Genomic DNA, 20,571 nt, shown 5'->3' on the forward strand with positions numbered 1-20,571 from the left:
AATCCCATGAATATGCCATTAGAGGGGGCAATTCGCTTTGGGCAGAAATCACTAGATAGCCGGTAGGTTTAAGAGTGTAGACAAAAGCGAGAGGGGTATCTTCGTTTTTTAAGGTAGTCTTTTTCCCAATTTGCCGGGATATACTATTTGCCTTCAGCAAGTTCTGTGCCAAGCATTCAGCGCGGGTTTCAGAGATCTGAACGGCGTTTAAGGTCAGTGCGAATAGTGCTATCAATATACATATAACCTTTTTCATAAAATCCTCAATATCACTTTATTGATAATCATGCCAATGATGAGCAAGAACTGATGTAGAAGGCATGTTGTCAAGTTCTTCCGCTTGCTATTTGAATGCCGCATTTAAATTTCTATCTTAGTACGTGTTTCTCATGAATGAGCAACGTATTATCTTTTAGTCTGTTAGATGGATAAGCTTCTTGTTGCAGTATCTCCACAGTGTTTTGCATAGCTCGGGTGAAAAGTTTGAATCTGTCATTCCACAATTTTGCGAAAAATGCACTTTGATGGTAAAACATTGGCAGAGAGAAATCGATTGTGTGAATAGGTTAATGAGTAAAATTTGGTGGAGCTAAGGGGATTCGAACCCCTGGCCTAATGATTGCGAACCATTCGCTCTACCAACTGAGCTATAGCCCCACGCCAAAAAGCAAAAACTCGAAAGCTTAGATTCTGTCAATCAAAATTTGGGTGACTCTTTATAAACACTCTGAACGACAAAGAAAAAGCCTCGCCATTTGCGACGAGGCTTGTTTTACATATTTATGCCCTATTTCAAGAGTGATATTTTGCGGGTGCTATCATAAGAAGGTGCTTTCATGCGTATAATATAGGTTCCGGAAGCAGATTGACGACCATTGTCATCACGTCCGTCCCAGATTACTGTATAGGATCTGTTTTCCTTATGTTCTGAGACAAGGCTGCGCGTATGCTGCCCCTTATGGTTGTATATATCGATCATTACTAAGCCTCCTTCGGCAATGTCATAGGCAATGGTCGTAACTGGATTGAAGGGATTGGGATAAACTTTTTTCAGAGCTGTTGTTTTGACAATCTCGGGGCTATCTTCACCTTCCAGAATAACTTGAATACTGAAAGGGCTGGAATAGCTTTCACTGCCATCTATATCCTGAATCAACAGCCAGTAATAATAGATACCGCTATGTGAGATTTCAAAGTCTGTATAGCTGTATGTGGTGAGATTAGAAGTATTTGTAGCCGAGATCATGGGGCTGATGATCTGAGCTTCACTCACAATATCCGTCACACCCCGTAAGATGTAAAAACCCTGGACTCCGGTTTCACTATGAGTAGCCCAAGTTATTCTTACTCTGCCGCCATCGATAGCGGTAGCGTTGAAGCTGGAAAAGACTACAGGAAGGGTTTGTCCTTCAGCACCGGCGATCAGTTCAAGCGTGTATGCTCCTTTGCTGGTTTTGCTACTAACGTTGATGGTGATCGTTTTGTTCCCGGTATCAACTGTTCCGCCGATAGACATTCCTCCGCCATTGATGCGATAACCTGCCTGGCTGGGATCATAGCCCAAACCGGCGTAAGAGAATGTATATGTTCCAGTTAGGAAACTGGAGTTATCAAAATCCAGGCTGTAAGTGAGGCCTTCCGGATCTGAGCCCATACTGATGCTTACTGTCAAAACGTTATTCTCACCCGAAGTGAAGCTCTGAAGGTCAACTGACAGAGATGGACTGGTCAGAGGGCTGAATGCACCGATATTTACTATGGTAGCGTTATCTGTTGAGATTTCCACGCTGCCAGTACCAGCGCTTGTAGCGATTGTAGCCGCATTATAAGCATCAGAATAAGCGCTGTTTTGCTCTTCATTACTGGGGTGAATAGCTTTTATCCGGAAGTAATGGGTAGTATTTGCTTCAAGCCCGCTAAAGACATGGGAGAGCCCGCTTTCATCTATTTCCGCTGAGGATTCAAAGCTCTCAGTTTCAGAGTATTGCAGCTTGTAACTGGCAGCGCCATCGATAGCTGCCCACTCAAGCCTGATAGAGCTGGTAGTAGTCGTTCCGGTGCTGAGAACAGGTATATCCAGAGGTCCTTCTTCCTTTGTAACTGCAATAGTATATGAGCAGTTAGAACCGTTTGTTACACTCAGATCGTATTGCACAGCAGAGCTAAAATCATTGGTTGAATTGCCACTACTTTGGGTAGCTCCATCCACTTTTACGGTTACTCCTGAAGGTACGACAAATGTAGCTATCAGGCTTGTAAGCTCGGCGTCATAAGGAACTTCTACGGATATGGTTTTGGCATTATGATCTATTACCCCGATAGCGCTTTCCGCTGCAAAGGAAAATGCGGTGATAGCCATGGGGGTGATTGTCACGGCGCTGGACTGTGGATCATCTCCGGTAGAATAATTTGCTAATACATAATATTGGTAAGCAGTTCCGTTATTTAGACCATAATCGGTATAGGAATACTCCCCTCTGTAGCTGGTAAGGGGAACAGAATCGACGAAGCTGCCACCTCTGTAGATATCAAAATTTTGCAACCCGCTACCAGTGGCTTTCAACCCAGCGGGAATATCCCAGGTCAGACTTGCTATTTGATTCCCACAGCTCTGAAAGGCGATGCTTGTAATCCCATTGTTGTCGTATTGGATTGTGGGTCCGGTGGCTGTGGACAAGGTGCTGCTTACATTGCTGAAAGCGCCTGCAGCTATCTGGATTTTGAGCGTACTGCTACTATTGATAGAAGCTGATGCTTCGTGGACTTCAGCGTTACCGGCAAAGTCTAAGCTGATTAGGTTGCTATTAATTCGGTCTATTGAGCCAACAGACAAACCTGCTGGTAGATTGCTAACAATGATATCGTTGGGATCAATTCCTGATACAAAATCAGCATTATAAGAATTTATTACTATGACACCATTCAGACTGCCATCATTTGCCGAACTTTCAGTTAGAACTGTAGCGCTATGTAAAGATATGGTAGCCAGATCTTCGATCTGCTCTGAGAAATCGCTAAGAACGGGATTTCCCTCGGCTACTCCGCTTGAGGCACGAGGCTTAACCTCAAATTTGAGAAAGCGGTTTAGATCTGAGGAACTCACATTGTAATTAAGACCCGTTGCCCCAGAAATAGCTAAATATGCTCCATAAGGATCAGAAGAAGTAGAGCGTAACCATCTAAAGGTAGTGTTTGACTGAGGATCATCCTCGGCATCTGAATAAGTATATGTACCATGTAAGGTGTCTCCCACTCTTGCGATTGAGCCGTTTAAGATGGCTACGTCTGTGGCGGTGGGTGGTTGATTAGTGTTAAGCTGCAAATACGATGAAGAGGCTGCAGCTGAGCTGTGTACTATAGTTACGTAATCCCAAGCAGTTCCATATAAGGCGGACACTACTTTTAAGCTTTTTGCGCTGCTGGGTGCAGCTGGTAAAGTGAATGTAAGTGAGTTTGTATTTACCACACCATCATCAGCGTTAAAAGAAGCAAAGCTACTAACATCATAGGTATCGAATCTTATGGGGGCACCAGAACCATCATCTGTTGAGAACCAGAGTATTAGAAGCTTATCAGTATTGCTCTGATAAGAAGCTCCTTGCACGCCCATGACATTTGAGGGTGTGAAAGTGTATGATACCGTAATTTCATCGCCTACACGCACTAATGGGTCTTCAGCACTTATGCTGACAGTGGAAAGAGTAATACTCTGCGCATAAAGCCCTACCAGGCCTATCAGCAACAGAGACAGTATGATTAGTCTCTTAACCATGATTATTTCCTCCTTAAATATCGATTATTCAGCAAATCAAGAACTCTTTGAGGTTCATTAGATGAGATGTTTTTCTTCATATCTCAACCTTTTATGACAGAATATGCATAGATAAAAAACTGTCAACTAATTTTTTTCTTTTATAGGCTCATAACACTCTGCAAATACGAAAACTGGGGATGAAAATCGCTATCGTTGTGGCAGCTTCTCTCTATCCACACATCTCCCTAGATCCCATAAAGTTTTTTAATATTTCCCGTAACAGAGGATGAAACGTAGCTTACCGAAGCTCCTAATGTTTCAGCCGCTTGAGTGCATACTCGCGGCAGCTTTCGGTGTACAGGATGCTGACAAGCAAGATTTATTGTTCTCATAACAGGGACTACCTATCCTTGCTGTATCAACTATAGATTAAGCAAGGTTCCTCCCGTGATACTGCAGTAAATGCGGGATAATAGCGCTCTAAAGCTTAGCTAAGCATTACCGGAAACTATGGTCTATCGAAGAAGTGCATCTCCAAATGAAGCAGAGCATGAAATGGGAAAGCATGCGGCTGGCCAGCTATCGGGAAATATAAAACCTCAATGCTTTCATGGCTCAGGCACTGTAGTTCACATACAATTGCAAAGACTGCACCCACATCCTGGTGCTTGGGTTCCCTAAACTGCTGCAGTACGTCAAAAAGGACTGGACTAAGCCCAAAGACTTTATCTATTATAGGATCAGCGATGTTTTGAACATCTGTATAAGTATGATCGTTCAGTATAAACGAAGGCATAGCCCCGAAGGAAGACGATATCTTTGGCAATTAAAAATAAGGCTGGATAAAAAGAATGGGGGAATGCCAGTGTAAAATTAGTTGACAAAATAGGCTTACTAAAGAACTTGGAAAAATAATAACAAAATCAATATTCATTGCTTTCATGGAGGATAAATGACTGCAACTAAACGCGTTTACCTTTTTGGTAACGGACATGCTGAAGGGAAAGCCGATATGAAGAATCTGTTGGGCGGAAAGGGTGCAAACCTTGCTGAAATGAATCTCATCGGTGTTCCCGTACCCCCCGGATTTACAATTACTACAGACGCCTGTACCGAATACAATCAGGCGGGACCCCACAAACTGCGTGAACTGCTCACCGACGAAGTAAAAGCCGCGGTTAAACACGTAGAGCAGATCATGAACATGCAATTTGGCTCAAATGAAAACCCGCTTCTTGTTTCGGTAAGATCTGGCGCCAGAGCCTCTATGCCGGGTATGATGGATACCATATTGAACCTTGGTATGAACGACAACGCCGTGCAAGGCATCATCAAGAAGACCAATAATGAACGCTTTGCGTGGGATAGCTACCGCCGCTTCGTACAGATGTATGGCGACGTGGTTTTGGGTCTGAAACCCCAAAGCAAAGAAGAGGAAGATCCTTTTGAAGTTATTATCCACCACATGAAAGAAGAGAAGGGCGTGAAAAACGACCTTGAGCTTACCAGTGAGGATCTAAAACAGCTTGTAGCACTTTTCAAAAAAGCCGTGAAAGACAATACAGGTCACGACTTCCCAGATGACCCATGGGAGCAGCTCTGGGGTGCCATCTTTGCCGTTTTTGATAGTTGGAACAATGACCGTGCCATGTATTATCGCCAGCTCAATAGTATTCCTCACGAGTGGGGAACAGCAGTGAATGTGCAGGCGATGGTCTTTGGGAATATGGGCAATTCCAGCGCTACGGGTGTCGCTTTTACTCGTGATGCCGCTACCGGAGAGAATATATTCAATGGTGAATACCTCATCAATGCGCAGGGCGAAGACGTAGTGGCGGGTATTCGCACTCCGCAACAAATAACCAAAGAAGGCTCTATGAGATGGGCAAAACTTGCTGGTATTAGCGAAGAAGAACGCGCTGCCAATTATCCATCTCTTGAGGAAGTAATGCCACAAACATATCAAGAACTCTTTGATATCCAGCATAAACTGGAACACCACGCCCACGATATGCAGGACCTGGAATTCACCATTCAAGATGGTAAATTATGGATGCTACAGACTCGTAATGGCAAGCGTACTGGTTTTGCAATGGTCAAGATCGCGGTAGATATGCTTAACGAAGGTATGATTGATGAAAAGACCGCACTTTTACGCATGGAACCCGAAAAACTGGATGAGCTACTGCATCCCGTGTTCAATAAAGACGCTCTTACCAAAGCCCATGTTATCGCTAAGGGGCTACCTGCCTCTCCCGGCGCTGCCACTGGCCAGATTGTCTTCTTTGCCGATGACGCCGAAGCTTGGGCAAAAGACGGCAAAAAAGTGATCCTCGTTCGCACCGAAACATCTCCTGAAGATCTACGTGGCATGAACGTTGCCAAGGGCATTCTTACTGCTCGCGGCGGCATGACATCCCATGCTGCAGTAGTTGCTCGTGGAATGGGTAAATGCTGCGTTTCCGGTGCCGGAACTCTGATGATTAATTACAAAACTCGTATTATGACAGTAGACGGTAAAAGCTACAAGGAAGGCGAGTGGATTTCTCTGAATGGCTCTACCGGTCAAGTTCTAGAAGGTAAAGTTGATACCCAAGATCCAGAACTTAGCGGAGATTTTGCCAAGATCATGGAGCTTGCCGATAAATACACAAAAATGAAAGTGCGCACCAATGCCGACACTCCCAAAGACGCCACAGTTGCCCGCAATTTTGGCGCTGAAGGCATTGGATTGTGTAGAACCGAACATATGTTCTTTGAAGGTGACCGCATCAAAGCCATGCGTGAAATGATTTTAGCAGATGACGAAGCGGGACGCATAAAGGCTTTGGATAAGCTTCTGCCGATGCAGAGGAGTGATTTTGAAGGAATCTTCTCTGCCATGGACGGTTTTCCAGTAACTGTACGCCTTTTAGACCCACCCCTGCACGAGTTCGTGCCACATGAGGAAAAGGACCAAATTGAGATTGCCAAAGATCTGGGCATAGATCCCCAAAAGGTGAAAGATAGGGTGAACTCTCTGCATGAATTTAATCCTATGCTGGGTCACCGCGGTTGCCGTTTGGGCAATACCTATCCCGAAATTACTGAGATGCAAGCGCGAGCAATAATCGAAGCTGCTATCAACGTTCAGAAGAAGGGCGTGAAGGTGTTTCCGGAGATAATGGTACCCCTCATCGGTACTCTTGCCGAATTCAAACTACAGGAAGAGATTATCCGCTCTACAGCCGAAAAAGTGTTTCAGGAAAAAGGACAGAAGGTGGAATATATGGTGGGAACCATGATTGAGATTCCACGTGCTGCTCTTACAGCCGATAAAATTGCCGAAAGTGCTGAATTCTTTAGCTTTGGCACCAACGACCTCACGCAGATGACCTTTGGCTACAGTCGTGATGACGCTGGAGTATTTCTTCCCGTTTACCTTAGAAAGAACCTACTCAAACACGATCCCTTCCAGGTATTGGATCAGGAAGGTGTAGGTCAATTGGTAGAAATGGGAACCAAACGTGGACGCAGCACCCGCCCGAACCTAAAAGTGGGCATCTGCGGCGAACACGGTGGCGAGCCCTCAAGCGTTGAGTTTTGCCACAGTGTTGGCATGAATTACGTGAGTTGTTCACCTTACCGCGTACCTATTGCAAGATTGGCTGCGGCAATGGCGGCGATCAGATAAACAAATAAGTTAAATATTCATATACCGGGATCTGGTTTCATACTAATCCCGGTTTTTTATACCCAGAATGAGATTATCGGCAGAGAATTTCCTTGACTTTGAAACAATAGCCAAATTATTATGTTACAGAGGAGGTACTTATGAAAGATGAAGTATTTGAATCGCGTGAGATTCCTGTGGAAGAACAGGATAACATCAACGACAGGATCATTGATGAAGATCCGGTTAAGCTAAAGTTCTACGAAAACATACGCAATAAAGCTAAAGGGTGGACCAACGAGAAAACCGGTAAACTGGGTGGCAAACTTGGAGAGTATCTCTTTATGCTGCCAGATTTCTTCATTTTAGTATGCCGCTTAGCGGTGGATAGAAGAGTTACAACCAAGCACAAGCTATTTATTAGTGGGATAATTGCCTATCTTATAATGCCTTTGGATATTATTCCAGATTTCATCCCTGTTATTGGCTATATCGACGATCTCGTTTTGGTGGTTTTGGGTTTAAATCTGATCTTGAACGAAATCGATGAGAAGGTTCTGATAGATAATTGGAGTGGTGAAGGCGATGTGTTGCGACAAATGCAAAAGATCACAGCCGCTGCCGAGAAGTTCTTAGATAAGAACCTGATAAACCGCATCAGGCACTGGCTAAAGAAACTGTAAATGAATATTCCGCTTCTACTATCTTCCCGCAATTTGGATAAAGTGCAGGAATTCAGGGAAATACTGCAATCCTATAATATTACTTTACATAGCTTACTGGATTTTCCCGATATGCAAGAAATCGTTGAAGACGCAGAAACCATTCACGGGAATGCTATCAAAAAGGCTTTAGAAGGTGCGCATCATACCGGAATGCTATGTTTGGCAGATGATACCGGAATCTTTATTGACTACTTGAAGAGCGCTCCAGGGGTCTATTCCGCTCGTTGGGCAGGGGAGAAATGCTCTTATTCGGACAACCGGAGGAAGATACTTTTGCAGATGGATGGAGTACAGCAACGAACTGCCAAATTTGAAACTGCCCTAGCTTTAGCGGATCATACCGGTCTTATTAGCGTTGTGTCTGGAGTTGTGAAGGGATCTATAACAGAGTATGAGCGTGGAACCAAAGGTTTTGGTTACGACAGCATTTTTGAAGTAGAAGGTATGAATCTTACCTATGCCGAAATGAATGATCAAGAAAAAAACCGCATATCGCATAGAGGATTGGCAATTAACGAGATGCTGCCTATCTTAAACCGGATTTTGAAAATCCAAGATTAATTAATTAAAGAGGTAATAATGATAAAGAGCGAAGTTTTTAGACAGTATGATATACGTGGAGTTGTGGATGAGCAATTAAATGACGAAAGCTATTATCTGATTGGCAAAGGTTTTGGCAGCATGCTTCGGCAAAAGGGACTAAGATCCATTGTAATTGGCGGAGATGCCCGACACAGTACTCGCAGTTTCATGGATTCTTTTATTAAGGGTGCATTAGAAACAGGCTGTGATGTAACCGATATCGGCTTGGTTGCCACACCGCTGTTATACTTTGCCATTTGGAAACTCAAGCAGGATGGCGGAGCTATGATTACCGCATCTCACAATCCCTCTCAATACAACGGTTGCAAGCTCAATCTGGGGTTGAGCAGTGTGTATGCAGAATCCTTACAAGAGCTGTTAAAACTAATCCAAACTGAGAAATTTGAACAGGGTGAGGGCAAGCTCATCAATGCAGATATAAGCAACGACTATATACAATATATAGAAGATAACATTCATATTGAGCGTCCCGTAAAAGTAATTGTTGATGGCGGCAATGGCATGGGCGGTCCCTACTTACCAGAAATTCTGCGCCGTAAAGGATGCGAAGTAATAGAGATGTATTGCGAGCCGGATGGAGATTTTCCCAATCACCACCCAGATCCCACTGTGGAAAAGAATATGACCGATCTGTCCAGAGCAGTGGTTGAAGCAGAGTATGAACTCGGAATTGGTCTGGATGGTGATGCAGATCGCATTGGAGTAGTTGATGAGAACGGGAAAATGCTCTTTGGAGACCAAATCCTGAATATACTAGCGCGAGATTACCTTGCCCAAAACAAGGGAAAGACCATTATTGCCGACGTGAAATGCTCTAAGAACCTCTATGATGATATAGAAGCCCGTGGCGGCAAAGCCATAATGTACAAAACCGGGCACGCCAATATAAAGATGTATATGAAGGAGATAGGAGTAGAGTTTGCCGGCGAGATGAGTGGTCATGTATTTTTGAAAGACCGATATCTCGGCTTTGATGATGCCATCTATGTGAGTTGCCGCTTCATTGAAATTGTAGCAAAAACGGCATTGCCTGTAAGCAAGTATCTTGCCGACCAACCAAAGATGTATAACACTCCAGAATTGCATACCAAATGTGAAGATAACCGGAAATTTGAGGTGGTAGCAAAAGTGTGTAACGAATTCAAAGAGGGTGGTTATAAAGTCAATGACATCGATGGTGCTCGCATAACCTTTGATGATGGCTGGGGCTTAATTCGAGCTTCAAATACTACTCCTGTTTTGGTTACTCGCTATGAAGCCACAACCGAAGAACGAATGAATGAAATTCGCACTCTCATCGAGAACGTAATCAAGAAATATCTGTAATAAAATCCTCAATAAGTAGCTTGGGCATAGCCACCTATGGTTATGTCATTAATGCTTGGAAGCTATATTCGAAGCGTATCTTCCCTATCTAGCCCAATGCATAAGGTAAGGATTAGGGATTGTTTATCCCGAGATCATCCCATGTTTATTACAGGAAGTCTGCCTAAACCATGCTTAAGCAAAGCTTAATCCCATGGGGGAAGAGTGGGCAATCTCACATTCTGACCTAGATTACACGAGCGGGAGCATCCTTCCCGGTAATAATAGCAATAGCGTTTTCCGCCGCAAGGGTTCCCATCTTTTGGCGAGTATCTAAGCTGGCAGAGCCAATATGAGGCAATAGCACTACATTAGATAGCAGTGCAAGTTCGGAGGGAATTTCGGGTTCGTGCTCGTACACATCCAATCCGGCGGCGAATATCCATTTTTCTCGAAGGGCATGAATCAGCATTTTTTCATCGATAATTGCACCACGTGCAGTATTGATCAATATGGCGGAAGGTTTCATTTGCTTCAATTCATTTTCAGATATCAGATGCTTCGTTCTATCAGTTAGAGGCAAATGCAAACTCAAGATGTCAGATTCTTTGAGAAGAGTATTGAAATCAACATATTCGGCTTCAAAATCAAGTGCTTTCTCAGATGGTCCGGAATATATAATTCTCATGCCAAAACCAACGGCGCGCTGTGCAACAGCTTTGCCGATGCGCCCCATTCCCAGAATGCCCAAAGTACGATGATGAACATCTTGCCCCAAAAAAAGCAGTGGCTCCCAGCCGGTGAATTTCCCGCATCTGGTAAAGACATCGCTTTCTACAGTGCGCCTGGATGTTGCCATTATTAATGCCCAAGCTAAATCTGCAGTACTTTCGGTAAGTACTCCGGGAGTGTTGCAAACCGCAATCCCGTGGTTTTTTGCCACTTCCAGATCTATGTTATTGTATCCTACAGCGTAATTTGAGATTACTTTCAAGCATTTGGCGGGTTCAATTACGCTGGCATCTATCCTATCATTAAGCAGGCAGAGCAAGGCATGTTTATCTGCTATGTTATCAATTAACTCATTGTGTAGTAATGCTCTTTGGGCAAGGTTGGCATGTACTTCAAAGGTTTTTTGCAATATGTCGACGGCATTTTGGGGAAGCATGCGAGTGAGTAGTAATTTGGGTTTATTTGATGTCGGATTAAGAATTTCTATGGGGTTTCTGTATTCTATATCCTCATCAGGTTTTAGGAAATATTGAAATTCTAAAGTGCGGTTTTCGTGATCCTTGCCCCAAAAATGATAGATTCTGAATTTGGGATTTAGTTTGGGGGCTGTTGTGGAGATATCTTTGAATTGCGTATAAGCTTTATCTACTAAGGTTTGAGAATCGTATAGAAATGTGATAGTGCCTTGAGTGCTAGAGTACTCAGCTTTGCAAAATCCAATAAGCATATCATCATGTGCATAAATATGGCATTCACCTTGATCCAACCAGAGCTTAAGCCCCAGTTTATTAAGATAGAACTTTTTAGTAGCGTGTAACGATTGGGTTTTGAAGAAAACTATTCCAGACATTGTATAAACTCCATTTAAAAAAGTACTAATAATATTATAAGGCAGAGCTGTCGTCTTACACAAAAAAATATCTTTACAGATTACCTTAGATATTTATAGTGTGAATTCGGAGTTAAATCCGGTTAGAATAGAATGTTAAGAAAAGAATATTAAACAGCATACAAGCATAAGGAAACGCGATGAAAAAGCTCTTTTTGATGTTTCTTGCCCTATTATTTGTGGGGCTTCTTATGGCTAAAGTGGATATTAACACTGCTAGCCTGAGCGAACTGAAGCAGCTTCCGATTACGGAGGCACAAGCGCGAGCGATCTATGATTATAGGACTTTTGTGAAGATCTTCGATAATATCTATGATCTTCGGGAGATTCCCTCGATAGATCAACGCACTTTGAACAAATTGAAACCGTTGGTGGTGGTTTCAATATATACCGAAACCGATGAGGTTGCCATTCGCCGTGAGGAGATAAACTATCTTATTGAACGATTAGATAGCAACGAAGGCTCCAGTGAGGGTATGGCGGACGTTTGGGAAGATTATTTGATGACTCCCCAAAATGTTAATCGTATGCATTTCAACGATTTTGTAAGTCTTCCCAATGTATCGGCAGTAGATGCGGTAGCAATTTTGAAAAGAGTTGCTCGTGGCGATACCATTGCCGATACTAGAGATTTACGCGGTACTTTGGGGCTGGCATATTATGGTTATTCAAACTTGCGGAACTATGTTTATTTCAGAGAGCCACCAGTAAAAAATAGGTTGATGTTTGATGCTCAGATTCAATACTATACCCGTTATTACGAAGAGGGTCAATATGACATGTTGCATGAGCCATTTTTGCCTAGTGACTTTAATAACAATTGGCTTAGCATTCCTCGCGAAAAGACAAGATCCTATTGGGGCTACTTCGATTTAGATCAGGTTCAACCGGATATTGTTGCAAAACTGCGGATGCGCTATGGGAATAATTTCAAAATGGGTATAATGAATTATTCGCCTAAGGCTCATGAAGGTTGGCAATATATGAATAGCGAGGACATTCTTAACAGCAGTAAATACTATGCCGGCTATGAAAATACCAAACTACCCTGGATGGATAATACTTCACTCAAATTGTATCTGGGTCACTACCGAGCTACTTATGGCGAGGGTTTGACGATGGAAAATACGGATTTCTACAGCGCCCGCAAGACCGGCTTTGGCTTTAGTAAACGCATTATGGGTATTACTCCGGATCTTTCACGCACTCAACAGAACTCTCTCAGGGGTGCTGCGGTGGAAATTGCCAATCCTAAGTTTGGTGCATCTTTCTTCGTGTCACAGGACGATAAAGATGGTTTGGCATACATCAATGAAGACGGCAGCTATATAATGCGGGATGAATATGGCAATGATGTGTTTACCGATGGCGATGGCAAACAGTACTATATGGATGGAGGCGTAGCCCGCTATACCTATGCAGATAGCACAGCGGTTCGAGCCGATAAACGTAAATTCTTTTCGTTTATAAACCCCAGTTTGCCTTATGATAACGACACCATGATGGAAGCGGAAGCATACATGAATGCCTCACTATATCCAGAGGAGATACCATCCGGAAGCACGTATGCGCCCTACTATTTACAATATATAAATCTGGCGCCCCGGAAGGATTCCATTAGGGAGAATCTGTGGGGTACACATCTGGAAGTGAGTCCCTTTATCGGCACCAGATTGGGCGTAACCACATATACATCCCTTTATGATAATGCCCACTTTGTGGTTCCCGGGTATCGTGACCTTTTGCCTCTGATGATTCGAGATTCCTACTATCACCCCAAACTTCAAAAGACTCTCAATGCCGAAATAAGCAGTCTGTACTCAACCCAAACCGATACCTATAACCGCGATTATCGCCGAGTAATTGGCTTCGATGGCGGCACAGTTTTGGGCAATACTGCCATTCAGGGTGAATACGCCGAATTAAGTAAAGATGGCGAAGACTTCAAATTGGGTGACGATCCTAAGGCATATTTGCTGAGTGCCCATACTCAATTTGAAAACCTCTATTTTATTACTCTCTTCCGTAATTACGATGCTGAATTCGACAATCCATACAGCAATAGCTTCTCCGAGCATGAGCGCTTTGATGACACAATACTGGAGAAAAACATCTATGCTTTATCCAACCCGTTAATCTCGGACCTATATCAGAATAGCAACCAATCTCAACCTGAGAAAGGTCTATACTTTGAAACGAGATACAAATTCAACAATTACTTCACCGTTGGTCGCAGCTATCTTGATATTTGGGAACGATTGACAGATGGACGTCGTAGCGTAAGATTCCAAAGTGAATTGGAGTTTCGCCCATTGTATCAATTGGGCATGAGATTGCGCTACAAGAATCAGGTGAACCGCTATGACGACACTGCAGAACGTGGCGTATCCAAGACCAATGAATATACGATGGCAATTCGCACTTTCCTCTCCAACCGAGACTTCTTGGAGTTAGAATATCGATACAACACGGTGCTGAGTCCGCCTTATACTTCTCTAACCAATCCTGCTGAACCAGGAAATAATACTATGGCCGCCGCTCAGACCTTGATGACAGGAGATTACATTGGCGTAAATTATACTCACAACTTTACTCCCAGCGTTAAACTGCAAGGTTCTTTCGTGTATTGGTATGGTCATGGCATCTCTCACTGGGATTGGGAAGATATGGAGATCGATTTTATGGGCGAACGCGGTGCGAAAGCTTGGATTGCCATCTCCAGTCGCATTTCGAATAATATGTATATGAATATAAAGTTCCGCAACAAAACCTATCAGGATAAGGAAGTTAGACTCCGCCAATATAATGAATCCGCAGATATGGTTGATGCCGGTTATCTAACCTATGCCGAAAGAGTGGAACACAGTGAAAACACAATCCGTTTTTCCCTTGATTATCGCTTCTAACGTGGAGGAAACATGTTATCAAATAAATCTCTGATTATATTTGGCCTGCTGATGCTGGTCTCTATGCTTAGCGCTTTTAGCGTAAGTGACAATTATTATGGACATCCACCTTATGGGCAAGCCTCATTAGGCTATCGCTACGGTGTTTTGGACGCTCGCAGTTTTGCCATGGGTGGAGCTGGGGTATTTAACAATATGCGCCCTGGCAGTATTGCCAACAATCCTGCTAATATTACAAATCAAGGCAAATTTGCCGGGTTTACGATAAATGGAATGATCAACCGTGCGGAAGATACCCGCATGCTTCCCTTGTATAATTCTTTCGACAATTACGTGGATGATTCTGTGTATGCCTCAAACATAAATGCTTATACCGATTTCTCTGGAGCGGCCTTTGCAAGCGCAGGTTTTGGCGGGTTAAGGTTTGGTGTGGGAGCGTATCATACTCCGTATATTAGTTTTTCTGGAAAATATACCGAAGAAATACGCAACAACCGCAATACAGATGATGATGGTTATCCCGAAAAGATTGCCCAAAACGATATCGACAATCAAGGGGCACTAATAAAAACAGGTATGGCACTCAGCGCGGCATATAAGTTTGCCGATTTCTGGGATGTGAATCTTGGTTTTGATTATGGATTGCTTACAGCCGATGTAGAGCAAGAAACCACCATCAGATGGAGCGATTGGGCACAGGAAACAGTGGGAGAAGATGTAGTTTTACCAGAATATACCAGGACTAGGGATTGGGAGTTGGAAGGTGAGCAAATGAAAATTGGAGCAGCCTTTAGGCTTGGTCCGCGATTTGGAGTAGGCTTAACTTATAGCCCCAAAACCACGTTAGATGTTACTGGAAAGGATTTCACTTTCAGAGAAGCATACAGAAATACCCCCATGGATAGCACTAATGTCGATATGGATGGAGATTATGATCTGCCCGCTGAATTCAAATTTGGTTTTAGCTATTTCCCCCGCAATATCATGCGCACAGAATTCAGCATAGATTTGGAAATGCTGCAATACTCTGATGTGGATTCTTTATATGATGATATCTTCAATTTTTACGCAGGCGTAGAACATCATATTACAAATCGTGTTCCTTTAAGATTAGGTTTCCAAGCCGTGAGCAATTACTTCCAAACCATCGAAGAGGCTGTTAATGAAGCTGGAAATACAGTAACATTTGTTTCTCCCAAGAAAGTAATCAATCCCATGATTACGGCTGGCTCTTCTGTGCAGTTGTACAAAAATGTAGTATTGGATCTTGGGTTTGGCTATGGCTGGCGTGAATATCAGGCATTGGATTTGTTTGGTGACAAATACTATGATGATACTCAATATACAGGAGCCGCCAATGAATTGCTTTGGCCTAATACATATATAGACTTACAAAACCGTGGCTGGGAAAACCCCGACAAAGTAAAGGAAAACATTGTTAGCTTAAATGCCGGCATTTCTTTTAGCTGGTAAGATCCCCTTAAGGTACTAATATGAAAAAGTATATAATTCTTTCAGTGCTGCTATTGGCGCTTAGTTTTGCCATAGCAGAGGACTTGCGTTTGGACATCATGTGGTCAAACGACGTTCATGGCGGCATAGACCGCTCTCAAGCAACTTTTATGAACCCGGAGTTTCCCCCCCAATTGGGTGGCGGAGCCTCGGCGGCAAGCCTTATCAAGCATATTCGTTCGTGGAATAGCCCTACCCGTCAATCTCTGCTATTGGATGCAGGCGATTTCTTTCAGGGCAGACCGGTGGGTACGGTTACAAACGGAGTTGCCGTTATTGAATACATGAATATGGTTGGTTACGATGCCATGACCATTGGTAACCACGAGTTTGATATCCTCCAAGATGAGCTTGAGCCCACTTTGGAATTGGCAAACTTCCCGATCCTTACTTGTAATGTGATCGATACCACAACCGGAAAGATTCCCTGGTATGCGTTTCCCTATACCATCGTAAATCGCATGGGTGTGCGAATTGGCATACTTGGCTTTACTACAACAGATACTAAACAGATGAGCTTTCCTGAAAACATCCGTAAAATAGACTTCTTAAATGAAAAAGAGTCTGTTTCCAAATATGTTAAGATTTTACGCGAAGAAGAAAAGGTAGATATCGTAATTGTGCTTGGTCATGCCGGGCTTCCCTACGAGAACGTGGAGACCTACTTAAGCCGCTATGATGAAAAAGGCAATCCGCGCTATGCCGAAAGACGTGGTCATTGGGGCTATGATGCTCAAGAAATTGCCCGCGAGGTTGATGGCATAGATTTATTCATTGGAGGGCACATCCATAAAGGCTGGCCTGAGCCTTGGATAGACCCCGTTACCCACACTATGGTGATAACAGGTTATGCCTATGGCTCAAATCTGGGATTGCTCACCATTACCATCGACCCTGAAACCAAGACTCTTACGGGCTACGAGCTTCCTGCTATCCGTGAAGGTGCAATGATAACTCTTTTTGAAGACCAGTTTATTCCCGATCCGGAAGCCAGCGAACTGATAGAAGGCTACGTTGCTATTGCCGAAGAAGGTATGGATGAAGTAGTTGGTTATGCAAAAAGCTATCTTTCCCGAACTAATGTGGATGCTCAATCTCCAATGGGTAATACTATTGTGGAAGCCATGAAATATATGGTTGATGCCGATTTCTCGTTTCTAAATCTGGGTGGAGTACGAGCCGAAATCAAGAGCGGACCGGTTACTTATCGCAATATCTTTGAAGTGATGCCCTTCGACAACATGTTGATTAGTTTCAAATGCGATGGCAGAACTCTTCGGCGTATTATCGAAACCCGGGTGGAAGGTAGCCGTGCCGGTTTGATAGTTGCTGGAGTGAATGTTGTATATTCCCGTAAGCGTCCCAATTTTGACCGGGTTACTAAGCTTCTAATTGGAGGAGAGCCTTGGGATCCCGATAAGATCTATACGGTGGCAACTACAGACTTCCTAATGCAAGGTAATGCTGGATTGACGATGTTGATGAGCGTTCCAAATGAAGATATTACCAACCACAATATCAATCTGCGCGATGCGATCGTGAAATATTTCCAGGATAACTCCCCTGTGGATGTTAAAATAGACAATCGCTGGAAACGGGATGACGAATCGGATCAAGCCCCATATTTACAACAATGAATATCTGCATCTTATATCACAGCCAAACCGGGATAACTGAAACTTTTGCCAAGGTTATCGAAGAGAGTTTACGTCCAGCCGGGCACATGGTGGAAACAATAAAACTCTGCACCAAGAATCCGGTTAAACAATCCTCCATTAGAGACAAACAGGTTATCGAGATCACCAATCTGCCCAAGTCACAGAGCTATGATATAATGCTATTTGGGGGTCCCGTATGGGCGTTTGGTCCATCTCCAGTGATTGTGGCAGCCATACAGACCTATGCCCATTTACGAGATATGAAATGTATCCCTTTTGTAACTATGGGCTTTCCTTTCCAGTGCTTAGGCGGGAATGCGGCAATTCGCTATATGTCCAGAGAATTGCGCACCAAAGGTGCCCAAGTTTTGCCCGGCTTTATCTGCACCAGAGCACACAAAGATATTCAAGCCTCAATGCGAAAATTGTCTGAAGAGATTCTTCAGGCTATTAAATAAAAAATATCCTATTTCATTAAAAGCCCTGCTATCTATGCAGGGTTTTTTTGCGGTGGAATTACTCTTTCATATTCGTTCTTGATCCAAAGACATAGTTCTTCCTTTATGCCAGCCCATTAGCTTAGGCTATAATTATCATAGCTTTAAGCCGAGATCATCCTGTCTGGTAAAGAGAATCTCTGCCTGAACCATATCTAATCTCAGCATTATCCGATGAGAATGGGTTGTGAATGTCATGCAATAAAACACTTGACTGGATGGATATATTTCTAATTATGCCCAAAATTGATCGTTAAGTTCATAGGAGGATTTATGAAAAAAAGTCTGCTAGCCATAGTATTGTTTGGACTGATCTTTAGCTTAGGAGCCAATTCTTACGTTATAAATCGTTTTACAGATGAAAATGGTAAAGAGATTGAAGCTGTTGTTGTACCAGGCATTCCCGAAGCCTTGCGAAAGCCAGGTCCAATAGCATTGCCATCAAGGAATGCTGTTATCTTGAGCGATGTACCCAAATTAGATTGGTGTTATGGTTGCAGTGCAACTTCTGCTGCGATGATTGCAGGTTTTTACGACCGGAATGGATATCCCAATATGTATAGTGGACCCACAAACGGCGGCGTTTTCCCGCCCACAAATTCGAGTTGGGGTTATGAGGAATGCCCGTTAAGCGCTACTCATCAAGGATATGACGGTCTGGGTACATGGGGACATGTGAATAGATTTTGGACTGACTATGGCAATAGTGGGGATGATCCTTATGGCAGCAGCAATCCTACCTCTACCTACGCAAATTGTACTACGGATTTTATGGGCACTAACCAAGATTATTGGAACAATGTGGATGGGGCAACTACCTTTTTTCATTATCCCGATGGAAGCCCATTACATAACTACTCGGGAGATGAAAGTGCCAGCCGCAGATTGAGGGATGGAATACGAGGATTTAGATTATTTATGGAATCTAGGGGGTATCAAGTTACTACGAACTACAATCAGGCAATTTATGGCTATGAAGGCAATACACAGGGCTATACTCTGGCGCAGTATCGTCAAAGCATAGATAATGGAATTCCGATTATGATCCATATCGAAGGGCATACAATGGTTGGCGTCGGCTATGAAAGCACAAATTCTACCATCTATATCCACGATACTTGGGATCACAACTTGCATTACATGACATGGGGTGGATCATATAGTGGAGGAGTACATTATGCCGTTAGCGTAATAGAGCTTGTGCCAAGCGCCCAGTATAGTACTATTACTTGGAATCCCGGTTTATTTTCTCAGGTTTTAGATCCCGAAGCTACTTCAGCTCAGAATCTTATTTTGGGTAATAGCGGAGAAGCAACTTTGGAATATGTGTGTTCTGTTCCAGATAATAATGTACTTAGCGAAGGCTTTGAAGGCAGTTCGATCCCAGCGGGTTGGACTCAACAATTAGTATCCGGAACAACGGTTAATTGGAGTTTGAATAATGGTGGCATCTCGGGGAATCCAGCTAGTGCTTATGAAGGCCAAAATAATGCTATATTGTACAAGGCACAAACAACGCCAAGCGTAGCCAAGCTTATTAGCCCACGCTTAAACTTAAGCGGTCATGAGACTGCCATCTTAAGTTTTATGCACGCCCAATCCTCTTGGTTCGGTGATCAGGACGAACTAAGAGTATATTATAGAACCAGCTCATCCAGCAGTTGGTACCTCTTGGCTACATATAACAGTGAAGTGACCCAATGGACTCAAAGGACATTAACTTTGCCCAACCTAAGTTCGGATTACTATATCGCTTTTGAAGGTAAAGCTCAATATGGACATGGTGTATGCTTAGATGAGATCTCAGTATCCGGAGATGGCGATATGGCACCATTTCTTAGCATAAATAATGATAGCAGTGTAAGTGGAAGCATCAATCCCGGTGCTGCTGCTCATGTGCTAACTATCGGATTCGATAGCAGTGGCTTAGCTCCCGGCATCTATCAGAGTATGGTGAATATAATTAGCAATAGCGAAACAAATTCTGTGCTTACACTTCCGGTAAGCTTAACCGTGAACGCTTTGCCCGGAATGCCTCAGAATATTAGTGTGGAATTTGTATCTTCTCTAAATCGCAATAAAATAAGCTGGAATAGCGTTGGCGGGAATATTAGTGGTTATAGAATATATTTCTGTCCAAACCCGGATTTTGAGACGAACGTAAGCTTATTGGGCTCTACTATTGCCAGCAGATTATATTTCTACGATACTGCGGCAAGTAGCCGTACCAAAGGCTTCTATCGAGTGGTAGCCTATAGATAAATATCTGTGTATAAACCCGTTTTTTATGCGGTGTAGCAGTTGTTTGCCCTTAGAAATAGTAATATTTATACTCCAG

The 20,571-nt window shown here is 43.3% G+C and carries 12 protein-coding genes and 1 tRNA gene; 9 read left to right on the forward strand and 4 right to left on the reverse strand.

Features of this window, described 5'->3' with window-relative positions; genetic code table 11:
• From LHW48_05920 to LHW48_05930, 3 genes are all read right to left on the reverse strand, one after another.
• Nucleotides 1-256, reverse strand: a 256-nt coding sequence (locus tag LHW48_05920; GenBank protein ID MCB5259997.1) for a Spi family protease inhibitor, incomplete at its 3' end; no start/stop codon positions are given.
• A 325-nt stretch (nucleotides 257-581) separates the two neighbouring features.
• A tRNA-Ala gene (locus LHW48_05925) sits at nucleotides 582-657 on the reverse strand.
• Nucleotides 658-787: 130 nt separating this feature from the next.
• A complete protein-coding gene (locus tag LHW48_05930) occupies nucleotides 788-3,772 on the reverse strand; it encodes a T9SS type A sorting domain-containing protein (protein ID MCB5259998.1) in 2,985 nt (994 codons plus the stop codon).
• Nucleotides 3,773-4,706: 934 nt separating this feature from the next.
• On the opposite strand from LHW48_05930, the gene ppdK reads away from it, so the two are divergent.
• From ppdK to LHW48_05950, 4 genes are all read left to right on the forward strand, one after another.
• On the forward strand, nucleotides 4,707-7,427 hold the full coding sequence (gene ppdK, locus LHW48_05935) for a pyruvate, phosphate dikinase (protein ID MCB5259999.1): 2,721 nt from the start codon (nucleotides 4,707-4,709) through the stop codon (nucleotides 7,425-7,427).
• A 140-nt stretch (nucleotides 7,428-7,567) separates the two neighbouring features.
• Nucleotides 7,568-8,089, forward strand: a complete 522-nt coding sequence (locus LHW48_05940; GenBank protein ID MCB5260000.1) for a DUF1232 domain-containing protein — start codon at nucleotides 7,568-7,570, stop codon at nucleotides 8,087-8,089.
• On the forward strand, nucleotides 8,090-8,692 hold the full coding sequence (gene rdgB / locus LHW48_05945; protein MCB5260001.1) for an RdgB/HAM1 family non-canonical purine NTP pyrophosphatase: 603 nt from the start codon (nucleotides 8,090-8,092) through the stop codon (nucleotides 8,690-8,692).
• Nucleotides 8,693-8,710: 18 nt separating this feature from the next.
• A complete protein-coding gene (locus LHW48_05950) occupies nucleotides 8,711-10,060 on the forward strand; it encodes a phosphomannomutase/phosphoglucomutase (protein ID MCB5260002.1) in 1,350 nt (449 codons plus the stop codon).
• A 226-nt stretch (nucleotides 10,061-10,286) separates the two neighbouring features.
• Here the strand turns inward: LHW48_05950 and LHW48_05955 are convergent, their stop codons facing one another.
• The gene (locus LHW48_05955) at nucleotides 10,287-11,207 is read right to left on the reverse strand and encodes a D-glycerate dehydrogenase (protein MCB5260003.1); all 921 of its coding nucleotides are present in this window, start codon (nucleotides 11,205-11,207) and stop codon (nucleotides 10,287-10,289) included.
• 593 nt (nucleotides 11,208-11,800) lie between these two features.
• On the opposite strand from LHW48_05955, the gene LHW48_05960 reads away from it, so the two are divergent.
• The 5 genes from LHW48_05960 (at nucleotide 11,801) to LHW48_05980 (ending at nucleotide 20,495) form a co-directional block, all read left to right on the forward strand.
• A complete protein-coding gene (locus LHW48_05960; protein MCB5260004.1) occupies nucleotides 11,801-14,566 on the forward strand; it encodes a helix-hairpin-helix domain-containing protein in 2,766 nt (921 codons plus the stop codon).
• Between the two features lie 12 nt (nucleotides 14,567-14,578).
• On the forward strand, nucleotides 14,579-16,039 hold the full coding sequence (locus LHW48_05965; protein ID MCB5260005.1) for a hypothetical protein: 1,461 nt from the start codon (nucleotides 14,579-14,581) through the stop codon (nucleotides 16,037-16,039).
• Between the two features lie 20 nt (nucleotides 16,040-16,059).
• Nucleotides 16,060-17,715, forward strand: coding sequence for a 5'-nucleotidase C-terminal domain-containing protein (locus LHW48_05970; GenBank protein ID MCB5260006.1), 1,656 nt, complete (start codon nucleotides 16,060-16,062; stop codon nucleotides 17,713-17,715).
• An 86-nt stretch (nucleotides 17,716-17,801) separates the two neighbouring features.
• Nucleotides 17,802-18,194, forward strand: coding sequence for a hypothetical protein (locus tag LHW48_05975; protein MCB5260007.1), 393 nt, complete (start codon nucleotides 17,802-17,804; stop codon nucleotides 18,192-18,194).
• Between the two features lie 312 nt (nucleotides 18,195-18,506).
• On the forward strand, nucleotides 18,507-20,495 hold the full coding sequence (locus LHW48_05980; GenBank protein MCB5260008.1) for a hypothetical protein: 1,989 nt from the start codon (nucleotides 18,507-18,509) through the stop codon (nucleotides 20,493-20,495).
• Nucleotides 20,496-20,571: the final 76 nt, after the last annotated feature.

This window comes from Candidatus Cloacimonadota bacterium (genome assembly GCA_020532355.1).
Lineage (GTDB): Bacteria > Cloacimonadota > Cloacimonadia > Cloacimonadales > Cloacimonadaceae > UBA5456.

What these genes read in the sequence shown, in the direction of transcription:
- LHW48_05930 (MCB5259998.1), bottom strand. Translation starts at nt 3,772, where the DNA reads ATGGTTAAGAGACTAATCATACTGTCTCTGTTGCTGATAGGCCTGGTA.
- ppdK (MCB5259999.1), top strand. Translation starts at nt 4,707, where the DNA reads ATGACTGCAACTAAACGCGTTTACCTTTTTGGTAACGGACATGCTGAA.
- rdgB (MCB5260001.1), top strand. Translation starts at nt 8,090, where the DNA reads ATGAATATTCCGCTTCTACTATCTTCCCGCAATTTGGATAAAGTGCAG.
- LHW48_05970 (MCB5260006.1), top strand. Translation starts at nt 16,060, where the DNA reads ATGAAAAAGTATATAATTCTTTCAGTGCTGCTATTGGCGCTTAGTTTT.
- LHW48_05960 (MCB5260004.1), top strand. Translation starts at nt 11,801, where the DNA reads ATGAAAAAGCTCTTTTTGATGTTTCTTGCCCTATTATTTGTGGGGCTT.
- LHW48_05940 (MCB5260000.1), top strand. Translation starts at nt 7,568, where the DNA reads ATGAAAGATGAAGTATTTGAATCGCGTGAGATTCCTGTGGAAGAACAG.
- LHW48_05975 (MCB5260007.1), top strand. Translation starts at nt 17,802, where the DNA reads ATGGTGGAAACAATAAAACTCTGCACCAAGAATCCGGTTAAACAATCC.
- LHW48_05965 (MCB5260005.1), top strand. Translation starts at nt 14,579, where the DNA reads ATGTTATCAAATAAATCTCTGATTATATTTGGCCTGCTGATGCTGGTC.
- LHW48_05980 (MCB5260008.1), top strand. Translation starts at nt 18,507, where the DNA reads ATGAAAAAAAGTCTGCTAGCCATAGTATTGTTTGGACTGATCTTTAGC.
- LHW48_05955 (MCB5260003.1), bottom strand. Translation starts at nt 11,207, where the DNA reads ATGCTTCCCCAAAATGCCGTCGACATATTGCAAAAAACCTTTGAAGTA.
- LHW48_05950 (MCB5260002.1), top strand. Translation starts at nt 8,711, where the DNA reads ATGATAAAGAGCGAAGTTTTTAGACAGTATGATATACGTGGAGTTGTG.